20 protein-coding genes are annotated in these 23,128 nt (G+C 56.1%); 11 read left to right on the top strand and 9 right to left on the bottom strand.

Annotation, left to right across the window (positions count from 1 at the left end):
• The first annotated feature begins 93 nt into the window (after positions 1-93).
• The 5 genes from uxuA to RT657_RS13155 all read left to right on the top strand — a co-directional run bounded on the left by uxuA (position 94) and on the right by RT657_RS13155 (position 7,289).
• Positions 94-1,284 (top strand): mannonate dehydratase, encoded by a 1,191-nt coding sequence (gene uxuA, locus RT657_RS13175; protein ID WP_313654986.1) that lies wholly within the window; start codon positions 94-96, stop codon positions 1,282-1,284.
• Between the two features lie 276 nt (positions 1,285-1,560).
• Entirely contained in the window at positions 1,561-3,168 is a 1,608-nt protein-coding gene (locus RT657_RS13170) for an EAL domain-containing protein (RefSeq protein WP_313654985.1), read from the top strand.
• A gap of 443 nt (positions 3,169-3,611) precedes the next feature.
• Positions 3,612-5,117 (top strand): glycine betaine/L-proline transporter ProP, encoded by a 1,506-nt coding sequence (gene proP, locus RT657_RS13165; protein WP_313654984.1) that lies wholly within the window; start codon positions 3,612-3,614, stop codon positions 5,115-5,117.
• 127 nt (positions 5,118-5,244) lie between these two features.
• Positions 5,245-6,222: a porphobilinogen synthase gene (hemB, locus tag RT657_RS13160; protein WP_313654983.1), complete on the top strand. Its 978-nt coding sequence runs from the start codon at positions 5,245-5,247 to the stop codon at positions 6,220-6,222.
• Between the two features lie 98 nt (positions 6,223-6,320).
• The gene (locus tag RT657_RS13155; RefSeq protein ID WP_313654982.1) at positions 6,321-7,289 is read left to right on the top strand and encodes a sensor domain-containing diguanylate cyclase; all 969 of its coding nucleotides are present in this window, start codon (positions 6,321-6,323) and stop codon (positions 7,287-7,289) included.
• Positions 7,290-7,315: 26 nt separating this feature from the next.
• Here the strand turns inward: RT657_RS13155 and RT657_RS13150 are convergent, their stop codons facing one another.
• Complete coding sequence (locus RT657_RS13150; RefSeq protein ID WP_313654981.1) at positions 7,316-8,338, bottom strand: alpha/beta hydrolase; 1,023 nt, start codon at positions 8,336-8,338, stop codon at positions 7,316-7,318.
• Between the two features lie 318 nt (positions 8,339-8,656).
• On the opposite strand from RT657_RS13150, the gene RT657_RS13145 reads away from it, so the two are divergent.
• Entirely contained in the window at positions 8,657-9,133 is a 477-nt protein-coding gene (locus RT657_RS13145) for a helix-turn-helix domain-containing protein (RefSeq protein WP_313654980.1), read from the top strand.
• Here RT657_RS13145 and RT657_RS13140 read toward each other — a convergent pair whose 3' ends face one another.
• Positions 9,134-9,793, bottom strand: a complete 660-nt coding sequence (locus RT657_RS13140; protein WP_313654978.1) for an epoxyqueuosine reductase QueH — start codon at positions 9,791-9,793, stop codon at positions 9,134-9,136.
• A gap of 272 nt (positions 9,794-10,065) precedes the next feature.
• Between RT657_RS13140 and RT657_RS13135 the strand changes: the two genes are divergently transcribed.
• Positions 10,066-11,454, top strand: a complete 1,389-nt coding sequence (locus tag RT657_RS13135) for a sugar porter family MFS transporter (protein WP_313654976.1) — start codon at positions 10,066-10,068, stop codon at positions 11,452-11,454.
• 15 nt (positions 11,455-11,469) lie between these two features.
• Here the strand turns inward: RT657_RS13135 and RT657_RS13130 are convergent, their stop codons facing one another.
• The 3 genes from RT657_RS13130 to RT657_RS13120 form a co-directional block, all read right to left on the bottom strand.
• Positions 11,470-12,147 (bottom strand): SDR family oxidoreductase, encoded by a 678-nt coding sequence (locus RT657_RS13130; RefSeq protein WP_313654974.1) that lies wholly within the window; start codon positions 12,145-12,147, stop codon positions 11,470-11,472.
• Between the two features lie 153 nt (positions 12,148-12,300).
• Positions 12,301-13,128: a hypothetical protein gene (locus tag RT657_RS13125; protein WP_313654973.1), complete on the bottom strand. Its 828-nt coding sequence runs from the start codon at positions 13,126-13,128 to the stop codon at positions 12,301-12,303.
• A gap of 1 nt (position 13,129) precedes the next feature.
• On the bottom strand, positions 13,130-13,327 hold the full coding sequence (locus RT657_RS13120) for a hypothetical protein (protein WP_313654972.1): 198 nt from the start codon (positions 13,325-13,327) through the stop codon (positions 13,130-13,132).
• A gap of 292 nt (positions 13,328-13,619) precedes the next feature.
• On the opposite strand from RT657_RS13120, the gene RT657_RS13115 reads away from it, so the two are divergent.
• Positions 13,620-14,606: an aldo/keto reductase gene (locus RT657_RS13115; RefSeq protein ID WP_313654971.1), complete on the top strand. Its 987-nt coding sequence runs from the start codon at positions 13,620-13,622 to the stop codon at positions 14,604-14,606.
• 7 nt (positions 14,607-14,613) lie between these two features.
• On the opposite strand, the gene RT657_RS13110 is transcribed toward RT657_RS13115, so the two are convergent.
• Positions 14,614-15,798 (bottom strand): NAD(P)/FAD-dependent oxidoreductase, encoded by a 1,185-nt coding sequence (locus RT657_RS13110; RefSeq protein ID WP_313654970.1) that lies wholly within the window; start codon positions 15,796-15,798, stop codon positions 14,614-14,616.
• A gap of 243 nt (positions 15,799-16,041) precedes the next feature.
• Here RT657_RS13110 and pitA point away from each other — a divergent pair, with 243 nt between their 5' ends.
• A complete protein-coding gene (pitA, locus tag RT657_RS13105) occupies positions 16,042-17,544 on the top strand; it encodes an inorganic phosphate transporter PitA (RefSeq protein WP_313655127.1) in 1,503 nt (500 codons plus the stop codon).
• A gap of 35 nt (positions 17,545-17,579) precedes the next feature.
• On the opposite strand, the gene uspB is transcribed toward pitA, so the two are convergent.
• The gene (gene uspB, locus RT657_RS13100) at positions 17,580-17,915 is read right to left on the bottom strand and encodes a universal stress protein UspB (RefSeq protein ID WP_313654968.1); all 336 of its coding nucleotides are present in this window, start codon (positions 17,913-17,915) and stop codon (positions 17,580-17,582) included.
• Positions 17,916-18,330: 415 nt separating this feature from the next.
• On the opposite strand from uspB, the gene uspA reads away from it, so the two are divergent.
• On the top strand, positions 18,331-18,768 hold the full coding sequence (gene uspA / locus RT657_RS13095; protein ID WP_128085023.1) for a universal stress protein UspA: 438 nt from the start codon (positions 18,331-18,333) through the stop codon (positions 18,766-18,768).
• Between the two features lie 270 nt (positions 18,769-19,038).
• Here the strand turns inward: uspA and rsmJ are convergent, their stop codons facing one another.
• Together rsmJ and prlC are read right to left on the bottom strand one after the other, a co-directional pair.
• Positions 19,039-19,809, bottom strand: a complete 771-nt coding sequence (rsmJ, locus tag RT657_RS13090) for a 16S rRNA (guanine(1516)-N(2))-methyltransferase RsmJ (RefSeq protein ID WP_313654967.1) — start codon at positions 19,807-19,809, stop codon at positions 19,039-19,041.
• Between the two features lie 8 nt (positions 19,810-19,817).
• Positions 19,818-21,860, bottom strand: a complete 2,043-nt coding sequence (gene prlC / locus RT657_RS13085; protein ID WP_313654966.1) for an oligopeptidase A — start codon at positions 21,858-21,860, stop codon at positions 19,818-19,820.
• 420 nt (positions 21,861-22,280) lie between these two features.
• On the opposite strand from prlC, the gene RT657_RS13080 reads away from it, so the two are divergent.
• Positions 22,281-23,123, top strand: a complete 843-nt coding sequence (locus tag RT657_RS13080) for a 23S rRNA (adenine(2030)-N(6))-methyltransferase RlmJ (protein ID WP_313654965.1) — start codon at positions 22,281-22,283, stop codon at positions 23,121-23,123.
• Positions 23,124-23,128 lie beyond the last annotated feature (5 nt).

Raw genomic sequence — 23,128 nt, 5'->3', positions numbered from 1 at the left:
GCTGAGATCCGGATCACGGCCCGGTTTTGCCCGCTATCATACTCTTGGTCCAGCGGCCTGACCACTGGGCCATATCACAGTTAAGGAGTAAAGATGGAACATACATGGCGATGGTACGGCCCGAACGACCCGGTTTCACTGGATGATGCGCGTCAGGCAGGCGCAACCGGCATCGTGACGGCGCTGCACCATATTCCTAATGGCGAAATCTGGCCGGTTGAGGAGATTAAAGCGCGTCAGGCATTGCTGGCGGAAAAAGGGCTGGTCTGGTCGGTGGTGGAGAGCATTCCGGTTCACGAAGCGATCAAAACCCAGCGCGGCGACTACCTTCGTTATATCGCCACTTATCAGCAGTCGCTACGTAATCTGGCCGCCTGCGGCATTGATACCGTCTGCTACAACTTTATGCCGGTACTGGACTGGACGCGCACGGATCTCGCCTGGACGCTGCCGGATGGCGCAAAAGCGCTGCGCTTTGACGCCGACGCGTTCGCTGCCTTTGAGCTTTACCTGCTCAGGCGGCCGGGCGCAGAACAGGATTACAGCGCGGCTGAGCAGCAGGCCGCCGCTCAGTGCTTCGCCGCCATGAACGAAGAAGAAAAAAATACCCTGGTTCGCAATATTATCGCCGGGCTGCCGGGCGCCGAAGAGGGTTACACCCTGGAGCAGTTCCAGGCCCAGCTGGCGCAGTATGACGGCATTGATAAAGCAAAACTGCGCGAACATCTGGCGACCTTCCTGCGCGCCATCGTGCCGGTCGCGGAAGAGACGGGCATCCGGCTGGCGGTGCATCCGGACGATCCACCGCGTCCTATCCTGGGCCTGCCGCGCATTATCTCTACTCAGGAAGATATGCAGTGGCTGAAGGAGACGGTAGACAGCCTGCATAACGGCTTCTGTTTCTGCACCGGCTCCTATGGCGTCCGGGCCGACAACGCGCTGGTTGAGATGGCAGAAACCTATGCGGATCGCATTAACTTCGTTCACCTGCGCGCCACCAAACGCGAGGAGAATCCGGCCAGCTTCCATGAAGCGGCCCATCTGGCGGGTGACGTCGATATGGTCGGCGTGATCAAAGTCATTCTGGCGGAAGAGCAGCGCCGTCGCCGGGCCGGCCAGCAAAGGGCGATCCCGATGCGGCCCGACCATGGTCATCAGATGCTGGATGACCTGCATAAGCGCACCAATCCCGGCTACTCTGCCATCGGCCGCCTGAAAGGGCTGGCTGAACTGCGCGGCGTCGAAGTGGCACTGAAACAGATCTTTTTTTCCGATCAGGTGTAAAGTGAACGCTGGCCCGCCCGCAGGCAGGCCAGCGTTTTGCTATCCGCTGGCATGAATGCCGCTTTACCCTCCATGTTACCTCTCTTTGTCCACGTTATACGCCACACCAACGCCGGTAAAACAACCTGTCAATAAATGCAAAATCTGGTCGATAATTGACATGAGTCAGTTTCGTGATTAGTCAAAACGCTAATCTGCACCGCCCGGAGAAATGCTATGCTGCGCAACTGATTAGCCCCTCCCTATGAAACTCATAATTATTCCGAGGAGTTAATAGTGCCGCGACTCAAACATAAACAGGACTATGCCAGGCTGATTATTGTAATTGCCGGTCTGTTACCGCTGCTCATTGGCATTTTCTTTACGGGTATCGACGCGCGGCATACCGTCCAGCAGCAGCAAATCAACGCGGCCAGCACCCTGCTATCTCAGGCCGAGAGAATGAGTGACAGCGCCTGGGATATGGTGACAAAACTCCGCCAGTTTCAGCATCAGCCCTGTCAGAAAATCGCAGGTCAGCTTCAGCGAATCGGTGCCCTGAATGCGTATTTCCGTACCATTGGCAAAGTGGAACAGGGTAAAATCGTCTGCTCATCAGCGTTTGGCTCAGCGCCAGGCGAACTGAAAGAGATGATCATGCGCGACCCGCCAGTCACGGGTAAAGCCTGGTGGAGCCTCTCCATTGCCGGAACATCGGGTGTACCGGACCGTCCGGCTGTCATTTTTATGCGCCAGCTGCCTGATGGCGAAGGCTTCTGGTCCGTCATTGATGGTCAGTATCTGATTGATTTTATGCGGGCTATCAGCAGCACACATCTCTATTATTTCCGCATGGTGTTCAGCGATGGTGCGCCCATCTCATTTGGCGATCCGCAAATCGCCACATCCGGCTGGTTTGAACCGATGGTTTATCAGGCGGCGTCCAGCCGCTATCCCATATCGGTGACGCTGGTGGCCTCGCCGGCTGAGCTGATCGCCGCCTGGCGTCAGGTCATTTTTATTATCATGCCAATGGCCGCTATTTTCTCTGTTGTGCTGATGCTGGTGGTGGCGAACTGGCTGCAACGACGCCTGTCATGGCGCGATGAAATCCGGCGGGCTATCACCAGCGGTCAGTTCAGGGCCCATTATCAGCCGGTCTATGATAACCGGCTGCAACGCTGCAGCGGCGCAGAAGTGCTGCTGCGGTGGGTAACACCTGACGGCAACGGCGTACGGCCGGATATTTTTATCGGGGCAGCAGAAGCCGAAGGCATGATTGTGCCGCTGACCCGGCATCTGCTCGATCTGGTCGTAAAAGATGTGCAAAGCTGGCAGGTTGTGCCCCAGTTTCATCTGGCCATTAACGTCGCGGCAGATCATCTGCAGCATCCCGAATTTGTCAGCGATATGCTGCACTTTGCCGAGCGGGTAAAGCACAAGCAGTTTCTGATTACGCTGGAGCTGACCGAACGCAGTCTGATTCAGGAAGGCCATGAGGTCGCCCGCAAACTGGATCGATTACGGGGGTATGGCATGAAGGTGGCCATTGATGATTTTGGGACCGGCCACTGTTCGCTGAGCTACCTGCAAACCTTCACGCTGGATTATCTCAAGATTGATCGCGGCTTTATCAATGCAATCGAATCCCTTGAAGGCAGGACCCCGGTGCTGGACGCGATTATCCAGCTCAGCCATCAGCTGGAACTGAAAGTGCTGGGTGAAGGTGTTGAGAGCGCATTGCAGTTCCACTATCTGCAACGGCGCGGGGTCGTCTTTATTCAGGGCTACTACTATGCCCGCCCGATGGGCAACGCGGCACTCATCGCCTGGCTGACAGAACAGGGTATGCAGCCTGTGGAGGATACCTCTACCCTTCAGGCGCTGCAGGGAATCAGTGCCTGAATGCAGGCGACACCCACGTTGCTGGTTACACAACAGCCATTCACGCTGTGTTCAGCCTTTTCGCCTGTTCTGCCGGGCTGGCTGTCCGGCCTGACCAGAACGCAACGATCTGCGCTATCGGTCACATCCGCTCTTACCCCTCCTGAGGCCTGATGCGCTGAAAAAACCAGCACTCGTCACTCAACGTGATAATTTTTTAGCGTTGCTAAACAGCGCAAATTCCTCCTTACAAAGGTCAGTTATGGCTCAAACATGACAGATATCACACAAAAACGGTATACTCTGTCGCTGTTCGGGATAATTACAACAGTAATTATTGTGTCAACGAACGCCTGAGTAGCGCTTATTTACGGCTATGCTTAAATTTCTCAACGCAGCGGTCTGACTGCTTTATACCGGCTCGCGCCGTTGAGAACTTTCGTGTTCCATTACAGGGTAATTCTATGAAATTGCGTAGGAAGCGTGTAAAACCAATGGGGATCAATGATGTCACCATCATTGATGATGCCCGTTTACGTAAAGCTATCACCGCGGCCTCTCTGGGTAACGCGATGGAGTGGTTCGACTTTGGGGTTTATGGCTTTGTCGCCTATGCGCTGGGTAAGGTCTTCTTCCCCGATGCGTCGCCGGGTGTTCAGATGATTGCAGCACTGGGGACCTTCTCCGTACCCTTCCTCATCCGTCCGCTGGGTGGTCTGTTCTTCGGTATGCTGGGCGACAAATATGGTCGTCAGAAAATTCTCTCTATCACCATTATCATCATGTCGATCAGCACCTGCTGTATCGGCCTGATACCCTCCTATGCTTCTATCGGCATCTGGGCGCCGATTCTGTTGCTGCTCGCCAAGATGGCGCAGGGCTTTTCCGTGGGCGGTGAGTATACCGGTGCCTCAATCTTTGTGGCCGAGTATTCACCGGACCGCAAACGCGGCTTTATGGGAAGCTGGCTCGACTTTGGTTCCATCGCAGGCTTTGTGCTGGGCGCGGGACTTGTCGTACTGATCTCCTCGATTATCGGCGAAGAAAACTTCCTTGAGTGGGGCTGGCGTCTGCCGTTCTTCGTGGCGCTGCCGCTGGGGATTATCGGTCTTTACCTGCGTCATGCGCTGGAAGAGACGCCCGCTTTCCAGCAGCACGTCGATAAACTGGAACAGGGCGACCGTGAAGGCCTGCAGGATGGCCCGAAAGTCTCTTTTAAAGAGATTGCGACCAAACACTGGCGCAGCCTGCTCTCCTGTATCGGTCTGGTTATCGCTACCAACGTCACCTACTACATGTTGCTGACGTACATGCCAAGCTACCTCTCTCATAACATGCACTACAGTGAAGATCATGGTGTGATGATCATCATCGCCATTATGATCGGTATGCTGTTTGTTCAGCCGATGATCGGCATGATGAGTGACCGTTTTGGCCGTCGTCCCTTTGTCATTATCGGCAGTCTGGCCCTGTTAATCTTCTCGATTCCCGCCTTCATGATGATCAACAGCGGCGTGCTGGGTATGATTTTCGGTGGTCTGCTGCTGATGGCGGTCATCCTCAACTCCTTTACGGGCGTGATGGCTTCCTCCCTGCCGGCCATGTTCCCGACGCACATTCGCTACAGTGCGCTGGCCAGTGCGTTTAACATTTCGGTGCTGGTCGCCGGTCTGACGCCAACCCTGGCGGCCTGGCTGGTCGAAACGACCAATAACCTCTACATGCCCGCCTACTATCTGATGGTGGTGGCCGTGATTGGTCTGATTACCGGTCTGTTCATGAAAGAGACGGCGAACAAGCCGCTGAAAGGCGCGACGCCGGCCGCCTCCGACATGGAAGAAGCCCGCGAAATTCTGCAGGAGCATCACGATAACATCGAGAATAAAATCGAAGATATCGACGCAGAGATCGCCCGTCTGGAAGCGAAACGTAAAAACCTGGTGCAGCAGCATCCGGATATTAACGAGTAATCGTTCTGCTCTCCCGCCGCCCGGCGGGAGAGCACCTTTCCCCGCGCATTACCGCACACAAACCTTCATGCTGCACGGATAATGAGAGTAAACTGTCGTTACTTTTTTCACCTGTGTAAGAATGAAAATGTCTGATTATTCCCTTATCCAGCGCCCAAGAAGATTGCGCGCCAGCGCCTCAATGCGTGAAATGTTCCAGGAGTCCTCGCTGAGCCTGAACGATCTGGCTCTGCCTATCTTTGTTGAAGAAGAAGTCGACGATTACAAACCGATTCAGGCGATGCCTGGCGTGATGCGTATTCCGGAAAAGCGTCTCGCTTATGAGATCGAGCGTATCGCTAAAGCAGGTATCCGCTCGGTGATGACCTTTGGTATTTCGCACCATACCGATGCTACCGGCAGCGATGCCTGGAATGAAAACGGTCTGGTAGCGCGCATGTCCCGTATCTGTAAGGAGACGGTGCCTGAAATGATCGTGATGTCCGACACCTGTTTCTGTGAGTACACCAGTCACGGCCACTGCGGCGTGCTGTGCGATCACGGCGTCGATAACGATGCAACCCTGGCTAACCTGGGCAAGCAGGCCGTCGTCGCAGCCGCAGCCGGTGCCGATTTTATCGCCCCCTCGGCCGCGATGGACGGTCAGGTTGAAGCGATTCGCCGGGCTCTGGACGCAGCAGGCTTTACGCAGACGGCGATCATGTCCTACTCCACTAAGTTCGCCTCTTCGTTCTATGGCCCGTTCCGTGAAGCCGCCGGCACTGCACTAAAAGGCGACCGCAAAACCTACCAGATGAACCCGATGAACCGCCGGGAAGCGATCCGTGAATCTCTGCTCGACGCGGCACAGGGTGCCGATTCGCTGATGGTGAAGCCGGCAGGCGCCTATCTGGATATCCTGCGCGATATCCGTGAGCGTACCGAACTGCCGCTGGCGGCTTATCAGGTGAGTGGCGAATACGCGATGATTAAATTTGCGGCTCAGGCGGGTGCCATTGATGAGCGTAATGTGGTGCTGGAGAGCCTGGGCGCGATCAAACGTGCCGGTGCAGACCTCATTTTCAGCTATTTCGCTCTTGATCTTGCAGAACAAAAAGTGCTCTGATTCCCTCCTTATCAGGAGCGTGGCCGCTGTGCCACGCTCTTCTCCGCCGTAAGGCAAACACCAGAACCTGGCTTCAGTTCAGACAAAAGGTCTCTGTGATGAAAGCACCTGGAATTCCTGCCGACGAGGCACAACGTTTATCGCAGTTGCGTGCGCTGAACATCATGAACACCCCAGCGGAAGAGCGTTTTGATCGCCTGACCCGCCTGGCACGTCGCCTGTTCAACGTTCCTGTCGCGTTAGTCAGCCTGCTGGAGGCTGACCATCAGTGGTTCAAATCCGCCCAGGGCTATGAAGCCGCCGGATCGCCACGCAGTATCTCGTTATGCGGTCACGCCATCCTGCAGGATGAGATCATGATTGTCGAAGATACGCACAACGATGTACGGTTTCATGATAATCCACTGGTCACAGGCGAGCCACACATCCGCTTTTATGCGGGCTGTCCGCTACGCGCACCTGGTGGTGCCAAAATGGGCACGCTTTGTATTATCGGTCGTGAGCCGCGTCAGTTTAATGAAGAGGATCAGGCCACCCTGCGTGACCTGGCGGCGATGGCCGAAGCAGAGCTGGTCGCATTTCAGACCGCCACCTGTGATGAACTGACGCAGATTACTAATCGTCGCGGCTTTATGACGCTGGGAGAGATGGTGCTGAATGAGTGCCGGATGAAAAACCAGCCAGCCTGCCTGACCTTTCTCGATCTCGACAAATTCAAGCAAATCAACGACACGCTTGGCCATCGTGAAGGCGACCGCGCGCTGATGGACTTTGCTGATGCCATGAAGGTGGTGTTTAAGCACTCCGATCTGTTTGCCCGTCTGGGTGGCGATGAGTTTGTAGTGCTGCTGAATGGGCGTGGCCAGGCGCAGAGCGAAGCCCTGTTAGCGCAGTTTGCCCGCTATCTGCGCCAGCAGTCGATCAGCCTGAATCGCCGCTATCACCTGCAATTCTCTTCCGGCATCGTGGAGTTTGACGCGGCACATCCGCAATCACTGGAGCAGTTGCTGCACGATAGCGATAAGCAGATGTACCTGAGCAAAAAGCAGAAACAGGTCACGATATAAGGTCGGGCATCGCCGCGTCGGCGGGATCAGGGGCGTGCCAGATCGTCGATCAGCGCCTGATTAAATTTCGCCGGTTCTTCCATTTGTGGCGCGTGTCCCATGCCGGGAAATTCAATTAACCGCGCGCCGGGGATACGTTGCGCCGCCGCTTTACCCAGTACCGCATAATCTCCCAGTCGCGCTTTGACTTCCGGCGGGGCGATATCACTGCCGATAGCGGTGGTATCGGCGGTGCCAATCATCAGCGTTGTGGGCACCCTGATGTCACCCAGCTCATAGAATACGGGCTGCGTAAAGATCATGTCGTAGAGTAAAGCGGAGTTCCAGGCGACTTTCAGGTGCCCGGGCCCACTATTCAGACCAGCCAGCATATCGACCCAACGGTCATATTCGGGTTTCCAGCGTCCCGCATAGTAGGTCTGCTGCTCATATTTCCTGATGCCTGCTGCGCTGACGCTGAGCTCGCGCTGATACCACTGATCGATGGAGCGCCACGGTGCGCCCTTCGCTTTCCAGTCCTCCAGCCCAATCGGATTGACCAGCACCAGCTTCTGCGTCTGCTCCGGATACATCAGGGCATAGCGGGTAGCCAGCATCCCGCCTGTAGAGTGGCCAACTATCACCGCCTGTTTCACACCCAGCTGTGCAAGCAGCTGATGGGTATTGGCGGCCAGCTGCTGAAAACTGTACTGGTAACGATCGGGCTTGGTGGCGCTACAAAAACCAATCTGGTCAGGAGCAATCACGCGATACCCCTGCTGGCTCAGTGCCTGAATAGTCTCTTCCCAGGTCGCGCCGCAGAAGTTTTTGCCATGCATCAGTACCACCGTTTTGCCGTTGGCCTGTTGCGCCGGGCTGACATCCATATAACCCATGCTCAGCGATTGCTGCTGAGACTGAAAATTGAAATGGTGCAGCGGCCAGGGCCAGGTAAAGCCTTCCAGCTGTTCACCATAAACCGGCGGGACACTGGCTAAGGCCTGTGCAGATAAAGCCAGCGAGGTAAGCAACGCGGCAAGCGGTTTTTTTAACACATAAGTCGGGCTCATCCGATGTTCTTCCGGGGAAAAGTAAATCCTAAGCCTGGCATATCACCGTCAGAAGTCGATTGATCCCCTGTGTGATAGCAGCAGAGAGGGCTGAAAAGGCGGTGCCGTTTCATCATTAAGCCACAGCCTGTCGCCCGCTCATCATTTACTTCACAACTATCAACACAACAATTACAACTCACCCCTTTTTATTAAAAACAGATCGTCAAATGAATATCCTTCGAAATAAAGATTCAAATGCTGAAAAATCTTTACGCAAAGAATAAGCACATTAAGATAAAAAATTCATTATTGCCGGACCTGAAACAGGGAGGCGCTATGACCCACCATAAATATAATGAAAGTATAATTATCTCTATCACCGAGTGGATTAATAACAATCTTGACCAGCGTTTAAGCGTGAATGATATTGCGGAAAAGGCAGGCTACTCAAAATGGTATTTGCAAAAGCTCTTTACCCGTTATCACAATGAAACGCTGGCGCGCTATATCCGCAGGAGAAAACTCAATGCCAGCGTCAATGATTTAAAGCACAGTGGCACACCGATCATTACTCTGGCGCTGAAATACCATTTTGAGAGTCAGCAATCCTTTACCCGCTCCTTCAGGCAGATTATGGGCTGTACGCCCAGCGCCTGCCGAAAGCGTCGGCTGCGCGACGGTGCGAAGCAACAGTCGGGCAATGCGGATAATCTCTGTGCGCAGTGCAGTTACAGACAGCACGAGAGCAGCGAGCCGGTGTCAGTCTCCTCACACGGCACTGCACAGACAGTGGCGCTTCACGACGCCGGATAATCAGGACTCATCCGGCTGATAATATTGCACACCAATCTGAATACGCTCACGCCCCTGGCTGATGCGATGACGATTGGTGTCGCGCAGTGAATAGACACAGCCGCAATACTCCTGTTGATAAAAGCTTTCGCGCTTACTGATTTCAATCATGCGCGATGAACCGCCGCCTTTACGCCAGTTAAACTCCCAGTAAAGCAGATCCGGATAGGCGGCTGCGGCACGTACACCGCAACTGTTAATCTGCTTCATATCTTTCCAGCGCGAAATCCCTAAACAACTGGTCATGACCGGAAAGCCGTTTTCATGCGCATAGAGTGCCGTGCGCTCAAAGCGCATATCGAAGCACATGGTGCAGCGCTCGCCCCGTTCCGGCGACCATTCTAACCCGCGCGCGCGTTCAAACCAGTTATCCCGGTCGTAGTCAGCATCCACAAAGGGTACGCCAAACTTTTCAGCAAAGCGGATATTCTCCTCTTTGCGCAGTTCATACTCTTTAAGCGGATGAATGTTCGGGTTGTAGAAGTAGATCGTGTAATCAATGCCGGAGGCCAGCATGGCTTCCATCACTTCGCCCGAACAGGGCGCGCAACAGGAGTGCAGCAGGACTTTGTTATGACCATCCGGCAGAGGTAATGGCTGACGCTGGAAAGGTTCAGACATAAGCACCTTCAATCAATGACAGAAAAGCGGCAGTGTAATGCCACAGGCGGAGAGTTGCAAAAGCTGACCAGGCCGGCCCTGCTTTGCGTAATCGTGCCGCCATTCCGTTTTCCTGCCGCTGTGCCATCCCGCTGATCTCTTGCGGTTTCTCTCCCCGGTTTCCTCTGTCAGAGCGCGTGATGTGCTGAAGTGTGATCGGCGCCACACTGGTATCGGCTATGTTTACATAACGTTAACAATATTGACATTACATCGATGCAGGGAGATTCAGTATGGGCGTAGCAAAGCGGTCAGGACATCAACAGAACCGGTTCACCTGGTTCGTCTGTTTTATGGCGGCGCTGTCCGGCCTGCTGTTTGGCCTGGATATCGGCGTGATTGCGGGGGCTCTGCCCTTTCTGGCAAAGGATTTGCAGATCACCAACCATCAGCAGGAGTGGGTGGTCAGCGCGATGATGTTTGGCGCCGCGCTGGGGGCGCTGGTCGCAGGCTGGATGTCGTCAAAGCTGGGGCGTAAAAAGAGTATGCTGGCGGGCGCGACGCTGTTTGTCATCGGTTCGCTGTGGTCGGCCTTTTCCCCCGATGTCACCTCGCTGGTCTGCGCCCGCGTGATGCTGGGTCTGGCTGTGGGGATCGCCTCTTATACCGCCCCGCTCTATCTGGCGGAGATCGCACCGGAACGGATCCGTGGCTCGATGATTTCGATGTATCAGCTGATGCTGACGACCGGGATTGTGGTGGCTTACCTCTCTGACACCGCTTTCAGCTACAGCGGCAACTGGCGCGCGATGCTGGGGATTATCGCTATCCCGGCAGTGATCCTGTTTATCGGCGTGCTGTTTCTGCCGAACAGCCCGCGCTGGCTGGCTGCGCACGGACGCTTCAACGAGGCACAGCGGGTACTGGATCGCCTGCGCAGCAGCAGCGAACAGGCGCGTGAGGAGCTGGAAGAGATTCGCGAGAGCCTGCAGGTAAAGCAGCGCGGCTGGTCACTGTTCCGCTCGAACGGTAACTTCCGCCGTGCGGTGTGGCTGGGAATGCTACTGCAGGTGATGCAGCAGTTTACCGGCATGAATGTCGTGATGTACTACGCGCCTAAAATCTTCAATATTGCCGGTTTCTCCAGCACCAGCGAACAGATGTGGGGCACGGTGGTTGTCGGACTGGTCAACATGCTGGCCACGCTGATTGCTATTTTCTTTGTTGATCGCTGGGGCCGCAAACCGATGCTGACAACCAGTTTTCTGGTGATGGCGATCGGGATGGGTGCGCTGGGTACACTGTTGCACGTCGGCGTTGAAACCGATTTTCGCAAATATTTCGCCGTGGCGATGCTGCTGATGTTTATTGTTGGCTTTGCGATGGCGGCCGGGCCGGTGATCTGGCTGCTCTGCTCAGAGATACAGCCGCTGAAAGGGCGTGACTTCGGTATCACCGCCTCCACTACCACCAACTGGGTCGGCAATATGATAGTGGGCGCCACCTTTCTGACGCTGCTGGACCAGCTGGGCAATGCCAACACCTTCTGGTTCTACGGCGCGCTTAATCTGGTGTTTATCCTGCTGACGCTGATGCTGGTGCCCGAAACGAAACATGTGACGCTGGAGCACATCGAACGCAACCTGATGAAGGGCAAGGCGCTGCGTGATATCGGGGCGTAAACGCCCCGCGTCAGCTTACCATTGCAGCGTCTGGCCAGCGTAGTCGACGTAGTGATGGCCGCCACGTCCCTGCCAGTGAGAGAGCTGCTGAACAATGCCCGCGGCGCTCTCTTCAGCGGTCAGGGGAGCATTTTCTCCCCCCATGTCGGTTTTCACCCAGCCGGGATGCAGCGTCAGCAGCGTCCCGCGCTGCGCGTCCACCGCGCCGGTCAGCGTACGGCTCAGCATATTCAGCGCGGCTTTGCTGGCTGCGTAGATCGGCATCTGCGCCGTGGGATTTTCGTTCAGGCTGCCGAGCTGCGAAGAGGTAATCGCCAGCACGCCCTCCGGCTGCAACAGTGGCAGCAGAATCTCTGCACTGCGAACCGGCGCGATCGCATTGGTCAGGAAGAGCTGTGCCAGCGCCTGATCGTCACTCTGCACCAGCGTCTGATGTGCAGGGCCGCTGATACCTGCGTTGATCAGAATCGCTGCAAACCTTTCCTCACGCAGCTGACCGGCAAGCTGCTGCACCGCCGCCGCGTCGGTCATATCCAGCGCATGCCAACGGATGCCGGGCTGGTTACCCTGCTCCGGAATGCCACTGCGGTGCGTGGCCGTGACCTGCCAGCCCTGCCCGGCGAACGCCTGTGCGACGGACAGACCAATACCGCGCGATGCCCCAATAATCAGAACCGCTTTTTGCTGAGCCATATTCACTCCTGGTTGATTGTCTCATGACAAGCTTAACGGCTAATCCGCTCACGCCATGGCCAGGTGTGCGGTCGGGCGAAAGTATCGTTTGCGCGCGGAGAGAACGTCATCCGTCTCCGGTTTATTACTGGCAGGCAAAAACGCTGAAACAACTTAACCCGGCGTGTCCTGGCTTTTCGCATCCGGGCTGTCGCTATCCTCACTGCCCTGGCTCTTTTCGACCTCCTGAGGATGTCCCATAGAAAGTGCGGTGGCACTGGCAGGATCGAACAGCGACAGACTCTCAATCTGGTCAACCATAATCACTTTGCGGAACGACATGGCATCCTTGGGCGAAGAGTCGAGCGTGATGTTGTGCTCGGCATACCATTTGCTGTAGTTATGCTCCACCGCCAGCTTCAGTGTCTTACTGTCGCGATAGCCGCTCAGCATCGGAATCAGCACGATATTTTTGGTGCTCTCATATTCAAAGGTCGAAGCGTGAACCATGCCGATGTAGATACGGCGCGACTTCAGGGTAATCCACGCCAGCTCCCCCTCTTCCATACACTGAAACAGCAACTGCTCTACGCCATTGGAGCGCGACAGGCGCTGATAAAGATCTTTACGACCTGAGACGTTGAGCCGCGCGCTGCCCGCCCAGTTTGAGCGATAGAGGCAGAGCAGAATGGCAAAGGTGAGCATTACCACCACCGGCGCCTGGATGCCAAGGAAGCTCCAGTTCATAAATTCCACCTGCCACTTCAGGTGGACACCGGGGATCATCTGTACGGCATTGGCGATACCGGAGACGCAGAGCAGCAGTAACCAGACCAGTCCGGTCGCGAATACCCCCTGCAGAACGAAGATACAGCCGTAAAGCGCCACCAGGAAATAGACATCCCAGCCTGACGAGCGGCGGACTTTAAAACGGCTGTTCAAATCACGGCTGGTATACCAGTAACCACTGACCATCAACACCATAAATATCGCGGTACCCACCTCATACTCCCTTTAACGTGTTCACATGGCGGGCAAAATCTTCATGAACTTCCTCGCTCAGCGTATTAACTGAGATATTGCCGTTTTCATCAACGATGATCCTTTCACCCTCTGCGATGGAGTCATTAATATCCTGACGGCTCATGATCTGCAGAAATTTCTCGGGACTGGCAAAGACCGACTTAATCAATTTGAACATTACGATCCACCTGATAGCCTGAAAACATGAAGTATGTGACCGAATCCACACTCTCGCCTGATTAATTTCAGGTGATATTTCTTAAAATCAATTAATTAGCGAAGCGGTAAGCGGTCAGAAGGCGCCGTTTACCGCAGAAAACTTCAACGTTACCAGCAGCCTGCCGTTACATCCTGCCATTATGCTGCACAGACCTGCCGCGTTATCTGGTCATCTCTGCGCCAGAAAGCACTAAGCTCAGTAGTCAGCCTTTTTCTGTCACCCTGTCTGAAACGCATCGAGGAATGTTTGCATGAAACTACGAACACTGGGCCGTACCGGCCAGCGCGTCTCTGAAATTGGTTTTGGCGCCTGGGCCATTGGCGGCACCTGGGGAGAAGTGAGCCTGGAGGATGCCAGGGCCGCCCTCAACGCCGCGCTGGATGCGGGTGTCACGTTTATCGATACCGCCGATGTCTATGGCGATGGCCGCTCCGAAAAAATCATTGCGGAGGTGCTGAATGCACGTGGCGGGGAACGCCCTTTTGTGGCCACCAAGCTGGGCCGTCGCCTCTCGCCCCACGTCGCCCAGGGTTATACGGCAGACAACCTCAACGCCTTTATCGACCGCTCACGGGAAAATCTGCAGACCGACACCCTGGATCTGGTGCAGCTGCACTGTCCGCCCACGGAGGTTTACTACAACCCGGATGTTTTCGCCGTCATGGATGAGATGGTGGCCGCCGGGAAGATTCGTCACTATGGCGTCTCCGTTGAGAAGGTCGAGGAAGGCCTGAAGGCGCTGGAGTTTTCCAACGTCTCGTCCATTCAGCTGATCTACAACATTTTTCGCCAGCGTCCGGCAGAACGGCTGCTGCGTGAAGCAAAACAGCGCGATGTGGCGATCATTGCCCGGGTGCCGCTGGCCTCTGGCCTGCTGACCGGCAAGATGCGCGCCGACAGTGTGTTCGCTGCTGACGACCACCGCAGCTTTAACCGCGAGGGTGAGGCGTTCGATAAAGGCGAAACCTTCTCAGGCGTACCCTATGAGATTGCACTGGACGCGGTCGGGGAGATTCGGCGACGGGTGCCGGGTGATATCACGATGGCAATGTTTGCGCTGCGCTGGATCCTGATGAACGAGGATGTCAGCGTGGTCATCCCTGGCGCGAAAAACCGTGAGCAGGCGGAAGCCAACGCCCGCGCCAGCAGCGTGGAGGCTCTCTCTGCAGAGACGATGACCGCGCTGAAGCAGATCTATCAGGAAAAGATTGCGCCGCATGTGCATCAGCGCTGGTAAAGGCGCGTTACAACGCCTGGGCGCAGGCCCAGGCGGAACTCCATGCCCACTGAAAGTTGTAGCCGCCCAGCCAGCCAGTGACATCGGCGACTTCACCGATAAAGTAGAGGCCCGGCACCGCGCGCGCTTCCATCGTTTTCGAAGAGAGCTGGGTAGTATCCACGCCGCCAAGCGTGACTTCCGCCGTCCGGTAGCCCTCGGTGCCATTTGGCTGAATGCGCCAGGCGTGCAGCGCCTGCGCCAGCTCGCTTTGCTGTCTGCTGTTAAGCTGCTTCAGGGTGACATCCGGCACTATCTTCATCCCCTGCAGCACTTCCACCAGGCGCTTCGGCAGGATCTTCGCCAGGCTGTTTTTCAGGCTCAGGTTGGGGTGCGCGTTGCGCTGTGCCGTCAGAAACGCCTCCAGCGGGGTCGCAGGCGACAGATCGACCGTGACAAACTCACCCGGCAGCCAGTAACTGGAAATCTGCAACACCGCCGGGCCGGAGAGGCCGCGATGGGTAAACAGCATCGCTTCCTTAAAGCGTGTGCCGTCCTGCGCGTCAATCGTGGTGTCCAGCGCGACACCTGACAGCGTCTGCAGCTGCTCCAGCAGGGGTTTGTGCAGCGTAAAAGGCACCAGTGCGGCGCGCGTTGGATAGACGCTCAGGCCGAATTGCTCCGCGATTTTGTAGCCAAACGGCGAGGCGCCCAGACCGGGCATCGACAGGCCGCCACTGGCGATGACCAGCTTCTGCGCCTGAACGGTGCTGCCGTTGAGCTGCAGCGTATAACCGCTGTCTTCGCGCGCCACGCTGAGCACTTCGCTGCGCAGCCGCAGCTTGACATTGCCTTTATCACATTCAGCCAGCAGCAGATCGACAATCTGTTGAGCAGAATCATCGCAGAAGAGCTGGCCCAGGGTTTTCTCGTGCCAGGCGATACCGTGGCGATTAACCAGGTCGATAAAATCCCACTGGGTGTAACGCGCCAGCGCCGATTTACAGAAGTGGGGATTGTGCGACAGATAGGCCGCCGGTTCAGTGTAGAGATTGGTGAAGTTGCAGCGGCCCCCGCCAGACATCAGAATCTTACGTCCTGGCTTTTTACCGTTATCCAGCAGCAACACGCGCAGGCCTCGCTGTCCCGCCTGAGCGGCACAGAACAGCCCTGCGGCACCGGCACCAATAATGATAACGTCAAACTGTTCCACTGCGGTTTACTCACTTAACTGGAAAGGCGCAGATTGTAGTGGTCTGCTCTCTGAGACGCCAGCGTCAAAAAATTGCCGTAAATGTGTCATATTGTATCTGACTGATATCTGACCCTTTTTCACCTCTCTGCCTGATCCTTTTACGACGAAAGGCCAAATTAGCACTATATTTTGCTTTCCCATACCGCACGTTGTCGCGGATAATGCGCCGCGTTCATGTCCTCCAAAAATGGCGTAACGTTTATGCTACATCTGTTTGCTGGTCTAGACCTCAGTACTAGCCTGTTATTGGTTCTTGCCCTGCTGTTTGTATTGTTTTACGAAGCAATCAACGGTTTTCACGACACGGCCAACGCAGTTGCGACGGTCATCTATACCCGTGCTATGCGGGCCCAGCTTGCTGTGGTCATGGCCGGTGTATTCAACTTCTTTGGCGTGCTGCTCGGTGGATTGAGCGTCGCTTACGCTATTGTTCACATGCTTCCCACCGATCTGTTGCTGAATGTAGGATCGGCGCACGGTCTCGCCATGGTGTTCTCTATGCTACTGGCGGCGATTATCTGGAACCTCGGCACCTGGTATCTCGGGCTGCCTGCCTCCAGTTCCCATACGCTGATTGGCGCTATCATCGGTATCGGTCTGACCAATGCTCTGATGAACGGAACGTCGGTCGTTGATGCGCTTAACATTCCGAAAGTGCTGAATATCTTCCTCTCGCTGATCCTGTCGCCGATTATCGGTCTGGTGCTGGCAGGTGGCCTGATCTTTATTCTGCGCCGCTACTGGAGCAGCACCAAAAAACGGGCGCGTATTCACATGACGCCTGCCGATCGTGAAAAGATCGACGGCAAGAAAAAGCCACCGTTCTGGACCCGTATCGCCCTGATTGTTTCGGCAATCGGCGTGAGTTATTCGCACGGCGCGAACGACGGTCAGAAAGGGATTGGCCTGATTATGCTGGTGCTGATCGGCGTGGCGCCCGCCGGATTCGTGGTCAACATGAACGCCTCCGGTTATGACATCACGCGCACCCGCGACGCAGTCAATCATCTGGAGCAGTATTATCAGCAGCATAATGCATCGCTGACGCACATCATCCAGATGGCACCGCCTGAGCTGCCTACCCCGGAAGAGGTGCCTGCGACCAGCCCGAAAGAGTTCCACTGTGACAGTGCACGCGCCTTGCAGGCGGTACAGAGTGCGCAGATGCTGCTGAACAACCTGCAGAGCTACGATCAGCTGACCGTAGAACAGCGCGGTCACATGCGTCGCCTGCTGCTGTGTATCTCTGATACCGCGGATAAAGTGGCCCGACTGCCGGAAACCTCCGCAGATGACAAGCGCTTCCTCAATAAGCTGAAAAGCGACCTGCTTGGCACCATCGAGTACGCGCCGATCTGGATTATTGTGGCCGTCGCGCTGGCGCTGGGCACCGGTACGATGATTGGCTGGCGTCGTGTTGCCACCACCATCGGTGAGAAGATTGGTAAAAAAGGCATGACCTATGCGCAGGGGATGTCAGCGCAGGTCACCGCGGCGCTGTCAATTGGCATCGCCAGCTACACCGGTATGCCGGTTTCCACCACGCACATCCTCTCCTCTTCTGTCGCTGGCACCATGCTGGTCGACGGTGGCGGATTGCAGAGCCGGACCATCAAGAATATCGCCATGGCATGGGTCTTTACCCTGCCGGTCTGTATTCTGCTCTCCGGTTCCCTCTACTGGATTGCCCTGAAACTGGTGTAATCTCCGCGAAAAAGGGCGACTCAGGTCGCCCTTTTTTAATGCCAGATCGCCAGCCCCACCAGACTGATCATCACCAGCCCGCACAGCGCGCTGGTCAGAATGAACTGCCCCCGCACCCGCTCACAGCGCCGGATAAACTCATCGTCGTGATGATCAAGATAACGCTTTGCCCAGATATAGGTTACCAGCCGCACCTGTTTGCTCGGCTGACCGTGAGAAGTGAAAAATCCCGCACCATCGACATACTGATACAGCAGCGGGTCACAGCCCCGCAGAACCGCCAGCAGAGCGCGCAGCGATGAAAAATAGCGCGCCATATTGACGATACACACCACACAAAGAGCCCAGAAAAGCGCAATAGTGCTGATCATCTTCTCTCCCTCCCGGCCGGTATTGCAGCCGCAGACCCCGCGTCATGCACTGAGCCCGCCTGCAAATATCACCAGCCACTGAATCACCGGACTGCAAAAATTTTCGACCCCCTGAGCGGCTGCGAATCGGACCGCCTTTTTTCAGTGTAGGAGAAATCTTTACATTTTTTCCAACGATGATTTTCGTTCAGCGCGAGTAAATTCTGAACAGTCCTGATCGGCTGCACAAGCCAGACGGACGACGGCAGCATTTGCGTTGAGAGAGGGCTATACTCTGGGGATAACAACACTATCACCTGCAACGCAGGCAGACACTTTGGTGGCGCTTATCGCCCGCTCACGCAAGGATTTCGTTAAGCTGTGACGCGGCGGGAACACCGGATGCCATCCTTAATCTCGTGAAAGGAGTTTTATCATGGCTTATAAACACATCCTGATTGCAGTAGACCTTTCCCCTGAAAGTCAGTTGCTGGTGGATAAGGCCGTCTCGCTGGCACGTCCTTACGATGCCAGAATTTCCCTGATTCACGTTGATGTGAATTATTCCGATCTCTACACCGGCCTGATTGATGTCAATCTGGGGGATATGCAGAAGCGTATCTCTGAAGAAACCCATACCGCACTGAAAGGATTATCGGATGCAGCAGGCTATCCCATCAGCGAGACGCTGAGCGGCAGCGGCGACCTGGGGCAGGTGCTGGTCGATGCGATTAAGAAATATGATGTCGACCTGGTGGTGTGCGGTCACCATCAGGACTTCTGGAGCAAGCTGATGTCCTCTGCACGCCAGCTGATCAACACCGTGCACATCGACATGCTGATTGTGCCGCTACGCGATGAGGACGACGCGTAATCCCGTTTCCCGAAGCCGGCATCCGCCGGCTTTTTTATGCAGAAAAAGCCTTTTCTGTGCCCGCTGAATAGCGGACAGCAACAGGAAAACTGAACAAACACCACCGCCGGATGACGCCCTGACAGGCGTAACGCGCCGCAGTGACGCGACGCGCTTTATCAGGCCTGGCTGACCGCCTTCCGCCCCTTTTCTTCTCCGTCGCACACCATGAATCGCCTTACTGAAAAAGCACGGAAGCGTGCCTGATCAGCCGGGCGAAATCCGTCTCTGTCATGCCCCGGTGTGAGTCTGCCCCGCCAGAGGCGGGTAGATATCAAAGCGATGGCTTTTGGTCACGACCGCTGCCTGCGTCTCTACGCCAGCCAGCGGCGGGGCGTAGTCGGGCCGTTTGACCACAATGCGCTTCTTCGCCAGCCGGCGGGCCGGTTCCAGCAACGCATCGGCGTCTTCGTCGGGGCCGACCAGCGACTGGAATACCCGCATCTCCTTTTTCACTAGCGCACTTTTCTGGCGATGAGGATACATCGGGTCAAGATAAACCACATCGGGCTGCGGCGTAATCTCACCCAGCGCCTGCGCGCTGGCGGCGTGGATCAGCGTCAGCCTTTCGCGCAGCCAGGGCCCGATTTCGGCATCCTGATAACCGCGCTGCAGGCCATCTTCCAGCAGTGCAGCCACTACCGGATGGCGTTCCAGCATCCGTACCCGGCAACCCAGCGCCGCCAGCACAAACGCATCCCGCCCCAGCCCGGCCGTGGCATCGACCACATCCGGCAGATAACTGCCTTTGATGCCGACCGCTTTCGCCACGGCTTCACCGCGCCCGCCACCAAAGCGACGGCGATGCGCCATCGCGCCGGTTACAAAATCGACAAAAATGCCGCCCAGCTTTGGCTCATCACGCTTGCGCAGTTCCAGATGCGTGCCCGTCTGCACCAGGGCCAGCGGCGCGGCGTCGTCATGCTCCAGCTGCCAGCGCTGCGCTAAAAGTGATAAGGCGCCGTCTCCGGCGCCCGCTTCATCAAGTAAACAGATTTTCACGAACCGACTTATCCCTGAATGCCGTAATGTTCCAGCATCGCATCAAGCTGTGGCTCGCGTCCGCGGAAGCGTTTAAACAGCTCCATCGGCTCTTCCGATCCCCCGCGCGTCAGGATGTTATCCAGGAACGACTGACCGGTTTCGCGGTTAAAGATGCCCTCTTCTTCGAAGCGGGAATAGGCATCCGCCGCCAGCACGTCGGCCCACAGGTAGCTGTAGTAACCGGCCGCATAGCCACCTGCAAAGATATGGCTGAAGGCATGCGGGAAACGGCCCCACTCCGGCCCCGGAACGACCGCCACTCGGCTTTTCACTTCGCGCAGGGTTTCCAGAATCTGTGCACCTTTCGCCGGGTCAAACTCGGTATGCAGGCGGAAATCGAACAGACCAAACTCAAGCTGACGCAGGATAAACAGCGCCGCCTGGTAGTTTTTGGCCGCCAGCATTTTGTCCAGCAACGCTTTCGGCAGCGGCTCGCCCGTTTCATAGTGACCGGAGATAAACGCCAGCGCGTCAGGTTCCCAGCACCAGTTTTCCATGAACTGACTTGGCAGTTCGACCGCATCCCACGGTACCCCGTTGATGCCGGAAACGCCTGCCGCTTCGATGCGGGTCAGCATGTGGTGCAGACCGTGCCCGAACTCATGGAACAGCGTAATCACTTCGTCATGCGTAAACAGCGCCGGTTTGCCTTTTACCGGGCGGTTAAAGTTACAGGTCAGGTAGGCGACCGGTTTCTGCAGGCTGCCATCGGCTTTGCGCATCTGGCCCACGCAGTCATCCATCCAGGCCCCGCCGCGCTTGTGCTCACGCGCGTACAGGTCAAGGTAGAAGCTGCCACGCAGTTCACCGGTTTCGTCAAACAGATCAAAGAATTTCACGTCCGGGTGATAAACCTCTACGTCGGTACGCTGCTTCGCCGTAATGCCGTAAATACGTTTGACTACCTCAAACAGGCCGGCGACGGCACGTTCTTCCGGGAAGTAAGGGCGCAGCTGCTCATCGCTGATGGTATAGAGATGCTGCTTCTGTTTTTCACCGTAATAGGTGAGATCCCACGGATTGAGCTGCGTGACGCCATGCTCTTTCTGAGCAAACGCGCGCAGCTGTTCCAGCTCTTTTTCACCCTGAGGACGGGCGCGCTCAGCCAGATCGTTGAGGAAGTCGATGACCTGAGACGGGCTCTGCGCCATTTTGGTCGCCAGCGATTTATCGGCGTAGGAGTCAAAGCCCAGCAGCTGTGCCAGTTCATGACGCAGCGCCAGCTCTTCCGCCATAATAGGACCGTTATCCCACTTACCGGCGTTCGGCCCCTGGTCGGAGGCGCGCGTTGCATAAGCGCGATACATCTCTTCTCGCAGCGCGGCGTTATCGCAGTAGGTCATGACAGGCAGATAGCTTGGAATATCCAGCGTCAGCAGCCAGCCCTCCTGCTCTTTGGCTTCAGCCTGCGCTTTCGCCGCCGCCAGCGCGCTTTCCGGCATACCGGCCAGTTCATTTTCGTCGGTGATGAGCTTGCTCCAGCCCATGGTGGCATCCAGCACGTTGTTACTGTAAGCCGAGCCCAGTTCGGAGAGGCGCGCGGCAATTTCGCCATAGCGCTGCTGCTTCTCTTCAGGCAAGCCGATGCCGGAGAGTTCAAAATCACGCAGGGCGTTATCTACCGCTTTCTTCTGCGCCAGATCCAGTGCGGCATACTCGTCACTTGCTTTCAGGCTGCAATAGGCCTGATAGAGCCCTTCATGCTGACCGACCCAGGTGCTGTATTCAGAGAGCAGCGGCAGCGTCTGCTCATAAGCTTCGCGCAGCGCCGGGCTGTTTTTCACCGAGTTGAGGTGGCTGACCGGGGAGAAAATACGGCTCAGACGGTCGTCGGTTTCGGCCAGCGGCTGAACCAGGTTACCCCAGGTATAGGGCGCGCCCTGTGCCACGACTTTTTCAACTTCTGCGCGACACTGGCTGAGCACTTCTGTCATAGCAGGCACGACGTGTTCAGGCTGAATGGCAGAGAAAGGAGGAAGCGTAAAAGAGGTCAGTAGTGGATTGGTCATAGCGCAGTCCTTTATGGATGTATGGGGCGCAGCGGGTCGCGCAACGCAATTTAAGTAACATGCGGCTTAGTGTAGCGAAAATCAATGGTGGTCAGAGGGCGAGGGGAAAGAAACGTGGAACGCATTGCCCGGGGCGCACGGTTTTTTTGTCTGCTACAGGCTGCGATAGCCGCGGGACATGTCAGGTTCTGCCGCCGGATGCAGCGCGGACAGAGGCCCCTGCTGACGTCAGCGTCATGCTGGCCCGATTTGTTCTCTCGCTTTCGCCCCATCCGCAGGTCATCCCTGATATAATCGCGGATTCTCATGCTTTTCCTGCGTCGGTTGCTGTGCGTCGTTCTGTGGGTAATACGTGGGGTAATAATTGGGATAAATTGATTTTCCATCAATTAAAACCTTATACATTCAACAGGATAAACAATGCTGAGTTATCGCCACAGCTTCCATGCTGGCAACCATGCTGACGTGCTGAAGCATACCGTTCTGAGCCTGATCATCACGGCGCTGAAAGAGAAAGAGAAACCGTTTTTCTACCTGGATACCCATGCTGGCGCAGGCCGCTATCAGCTCAGCGGCGAGCACGCCGAGCGTACCGGTGAATATCTGGAAGGGATTGCCCGGATCTGGCAACAGCCCGATGCGCCCGCACTGCTGCAACCCTATTTTGAGGCGATCGAAGCCCTGAATCGCGGGCCCGCGTTGCGTTACTACCCCGGCTCCCCGTTGATTGCCCGTCATCTGCTGCGTGAGGATGACAGACTGCAACTCACCGAACTGCACTCCAGCGACTATCCGCTGCTGCGTAACGAATTCAGCAAAGATAAGCGCGCCCGCGTCGATCGTGCCGATGGTTATCAGCAGTTAAAATCGAAGCTGCCCCCGCTGTCACGTCGCGGTCTGGTGTTAATCGATCCGCCCTATGAGATGAAAAGTGATTATCAGGCGGTGGTGAAAGGGATTCAGGAAGGCTACAAACGCTTCAGCACCGGCATTTTTGCGCTGTGGTATCCGGTGGTGTTACGTCAGCAGATTAAACACATGCTGCGCGACCTGGAAGCGACCGGCATTCGCAATATTCTGCAGATCGAACTGGCGGCTCGTCCGGACAGCGATCAGCGCGGCATGACTGCCTCCGGTATGATTGTGATCAACCCGCCGTGGAAGCTGGCCGACCAGATGAACACCGTGCTGCCCTGGCTGCATAAGAAGCTGGTCCCGGCGGGCACAGGGCACGTCGCCGTAAACCCGATCGTTCCTGAGTAATGTCA

Source organism: Pantoea sp. (assembly GCF_032114055.1).
Taxonomy (GTDB): Bacteria; Pseudomonadota; Gammaproteobacteria; order Enterobacterales; family Enterobacteriaceae; genus Pantoea.
This window is presented reverse-complemented; position numbering and strand designations above follow the sequence as displayed.

Coding starts and splice junctions, on each gene's coding strand:
- RT657_RS13145 (WP_313654980.1), top strand. CDS start 8,657: ATGACCCACCATAAATATAATGAAAGTATAATTATCTCTATCACCGAG.
- RT657_RS13155 (WP_313654982.1), top strand. CDS start 6,321: ATGAAAGCACCTGGAATTCCTGCCGACGAGGCACAACGTTTATCGCAG.
- proP (WP_313654984.1), top strand. CDS start 3,612: ATGAAATTGCGTAGGAAGCGTGTAAAACCAATGGGGATCAATGATGTC.
- RT657_RS13135 (WP_313654976.1), top strand. CDS start 10,066: ATGGGCGTAGCAAAGCGGTCAGGACATCAACAGAACCGGTTCACCTGG.
- uxuA (WP_313654986.1), top strand. CDS start 94: ATGGAACATACATGGCGATGGTACGGCCCGAACGACCCGGTTTCACTG.
- RT657_RS13080 (WP_313654965.1), top strand. CDS start 22,281: ATGCTGAGTTATCGCCACAGCTTCCATGCTGGCAACCATGCTGACGTG.
- uspA (WP_128085023.1), top strand. CDS start 18,331: ATGGCTTATAAACACATCCTGATTGCAGTAGACCTTTCCCCTGAAAGT.
- uspB (WP_313654968.1), bottom strand. CDS start 17,915: ATGATCAGCACTATTGCGCTTTTCTGGGCTCTTTGTGTGGTGTGTATC.
- pitA (WP_313655127.1), top strand. CDS start 16,042: ATGCTACATCTGTTTGCTGGTCTAGACCTCAGTACTAGCCTGTTATTG.
- hemB (WP_313654983.1), top strand. CDS start 5,245: ATGTCTGATTATTCCCTTATCCAGCGCCCAAGAAGATTGCGCGCCAGC.
- RT657_RS13150 (WP_313654981.1), bottom strand. CDS start 8,338: ATGAGCCCGACTTATGTGTTAAAAAAACCGCTTGCCGCGTTGCTTACC.
- RT657_RS13130 (WP_313654974.1), bottom strand. CDS start 12,147: ATGGCTCAGCAAAAAGCGGTTCTGATTATTGGGGCATCGCGCGGTATT.
- RT657_RS13140 (WP_313654978.1), bottom strand. CDS start 9,793: ATGTCTGAACCTTTCCAGCGTCAGCCATTACCTCTGCCGGATGGTCAT.
- RT657_RS13120 (WP_313654972.1), bottom strand. CDS start 13,327: ATGTTCAAATTGATTAAGTCGGTCTTTGCCAGTCCCGAGAAATTTCTG.
- RT657_RS13115 (WP_313654971.1), top strand. CDS start 13,620: ATGAAACTACGAACACTGGGCCGTACCGGCCAGCGCGTCTCTGAAATT.
- prlC (WP_313654966.1), bottom strand. CDS start 21,860: ATGACCAATCCACTACTGACCTCTTTTACGCTTCCTCCTTTCTCTGCC.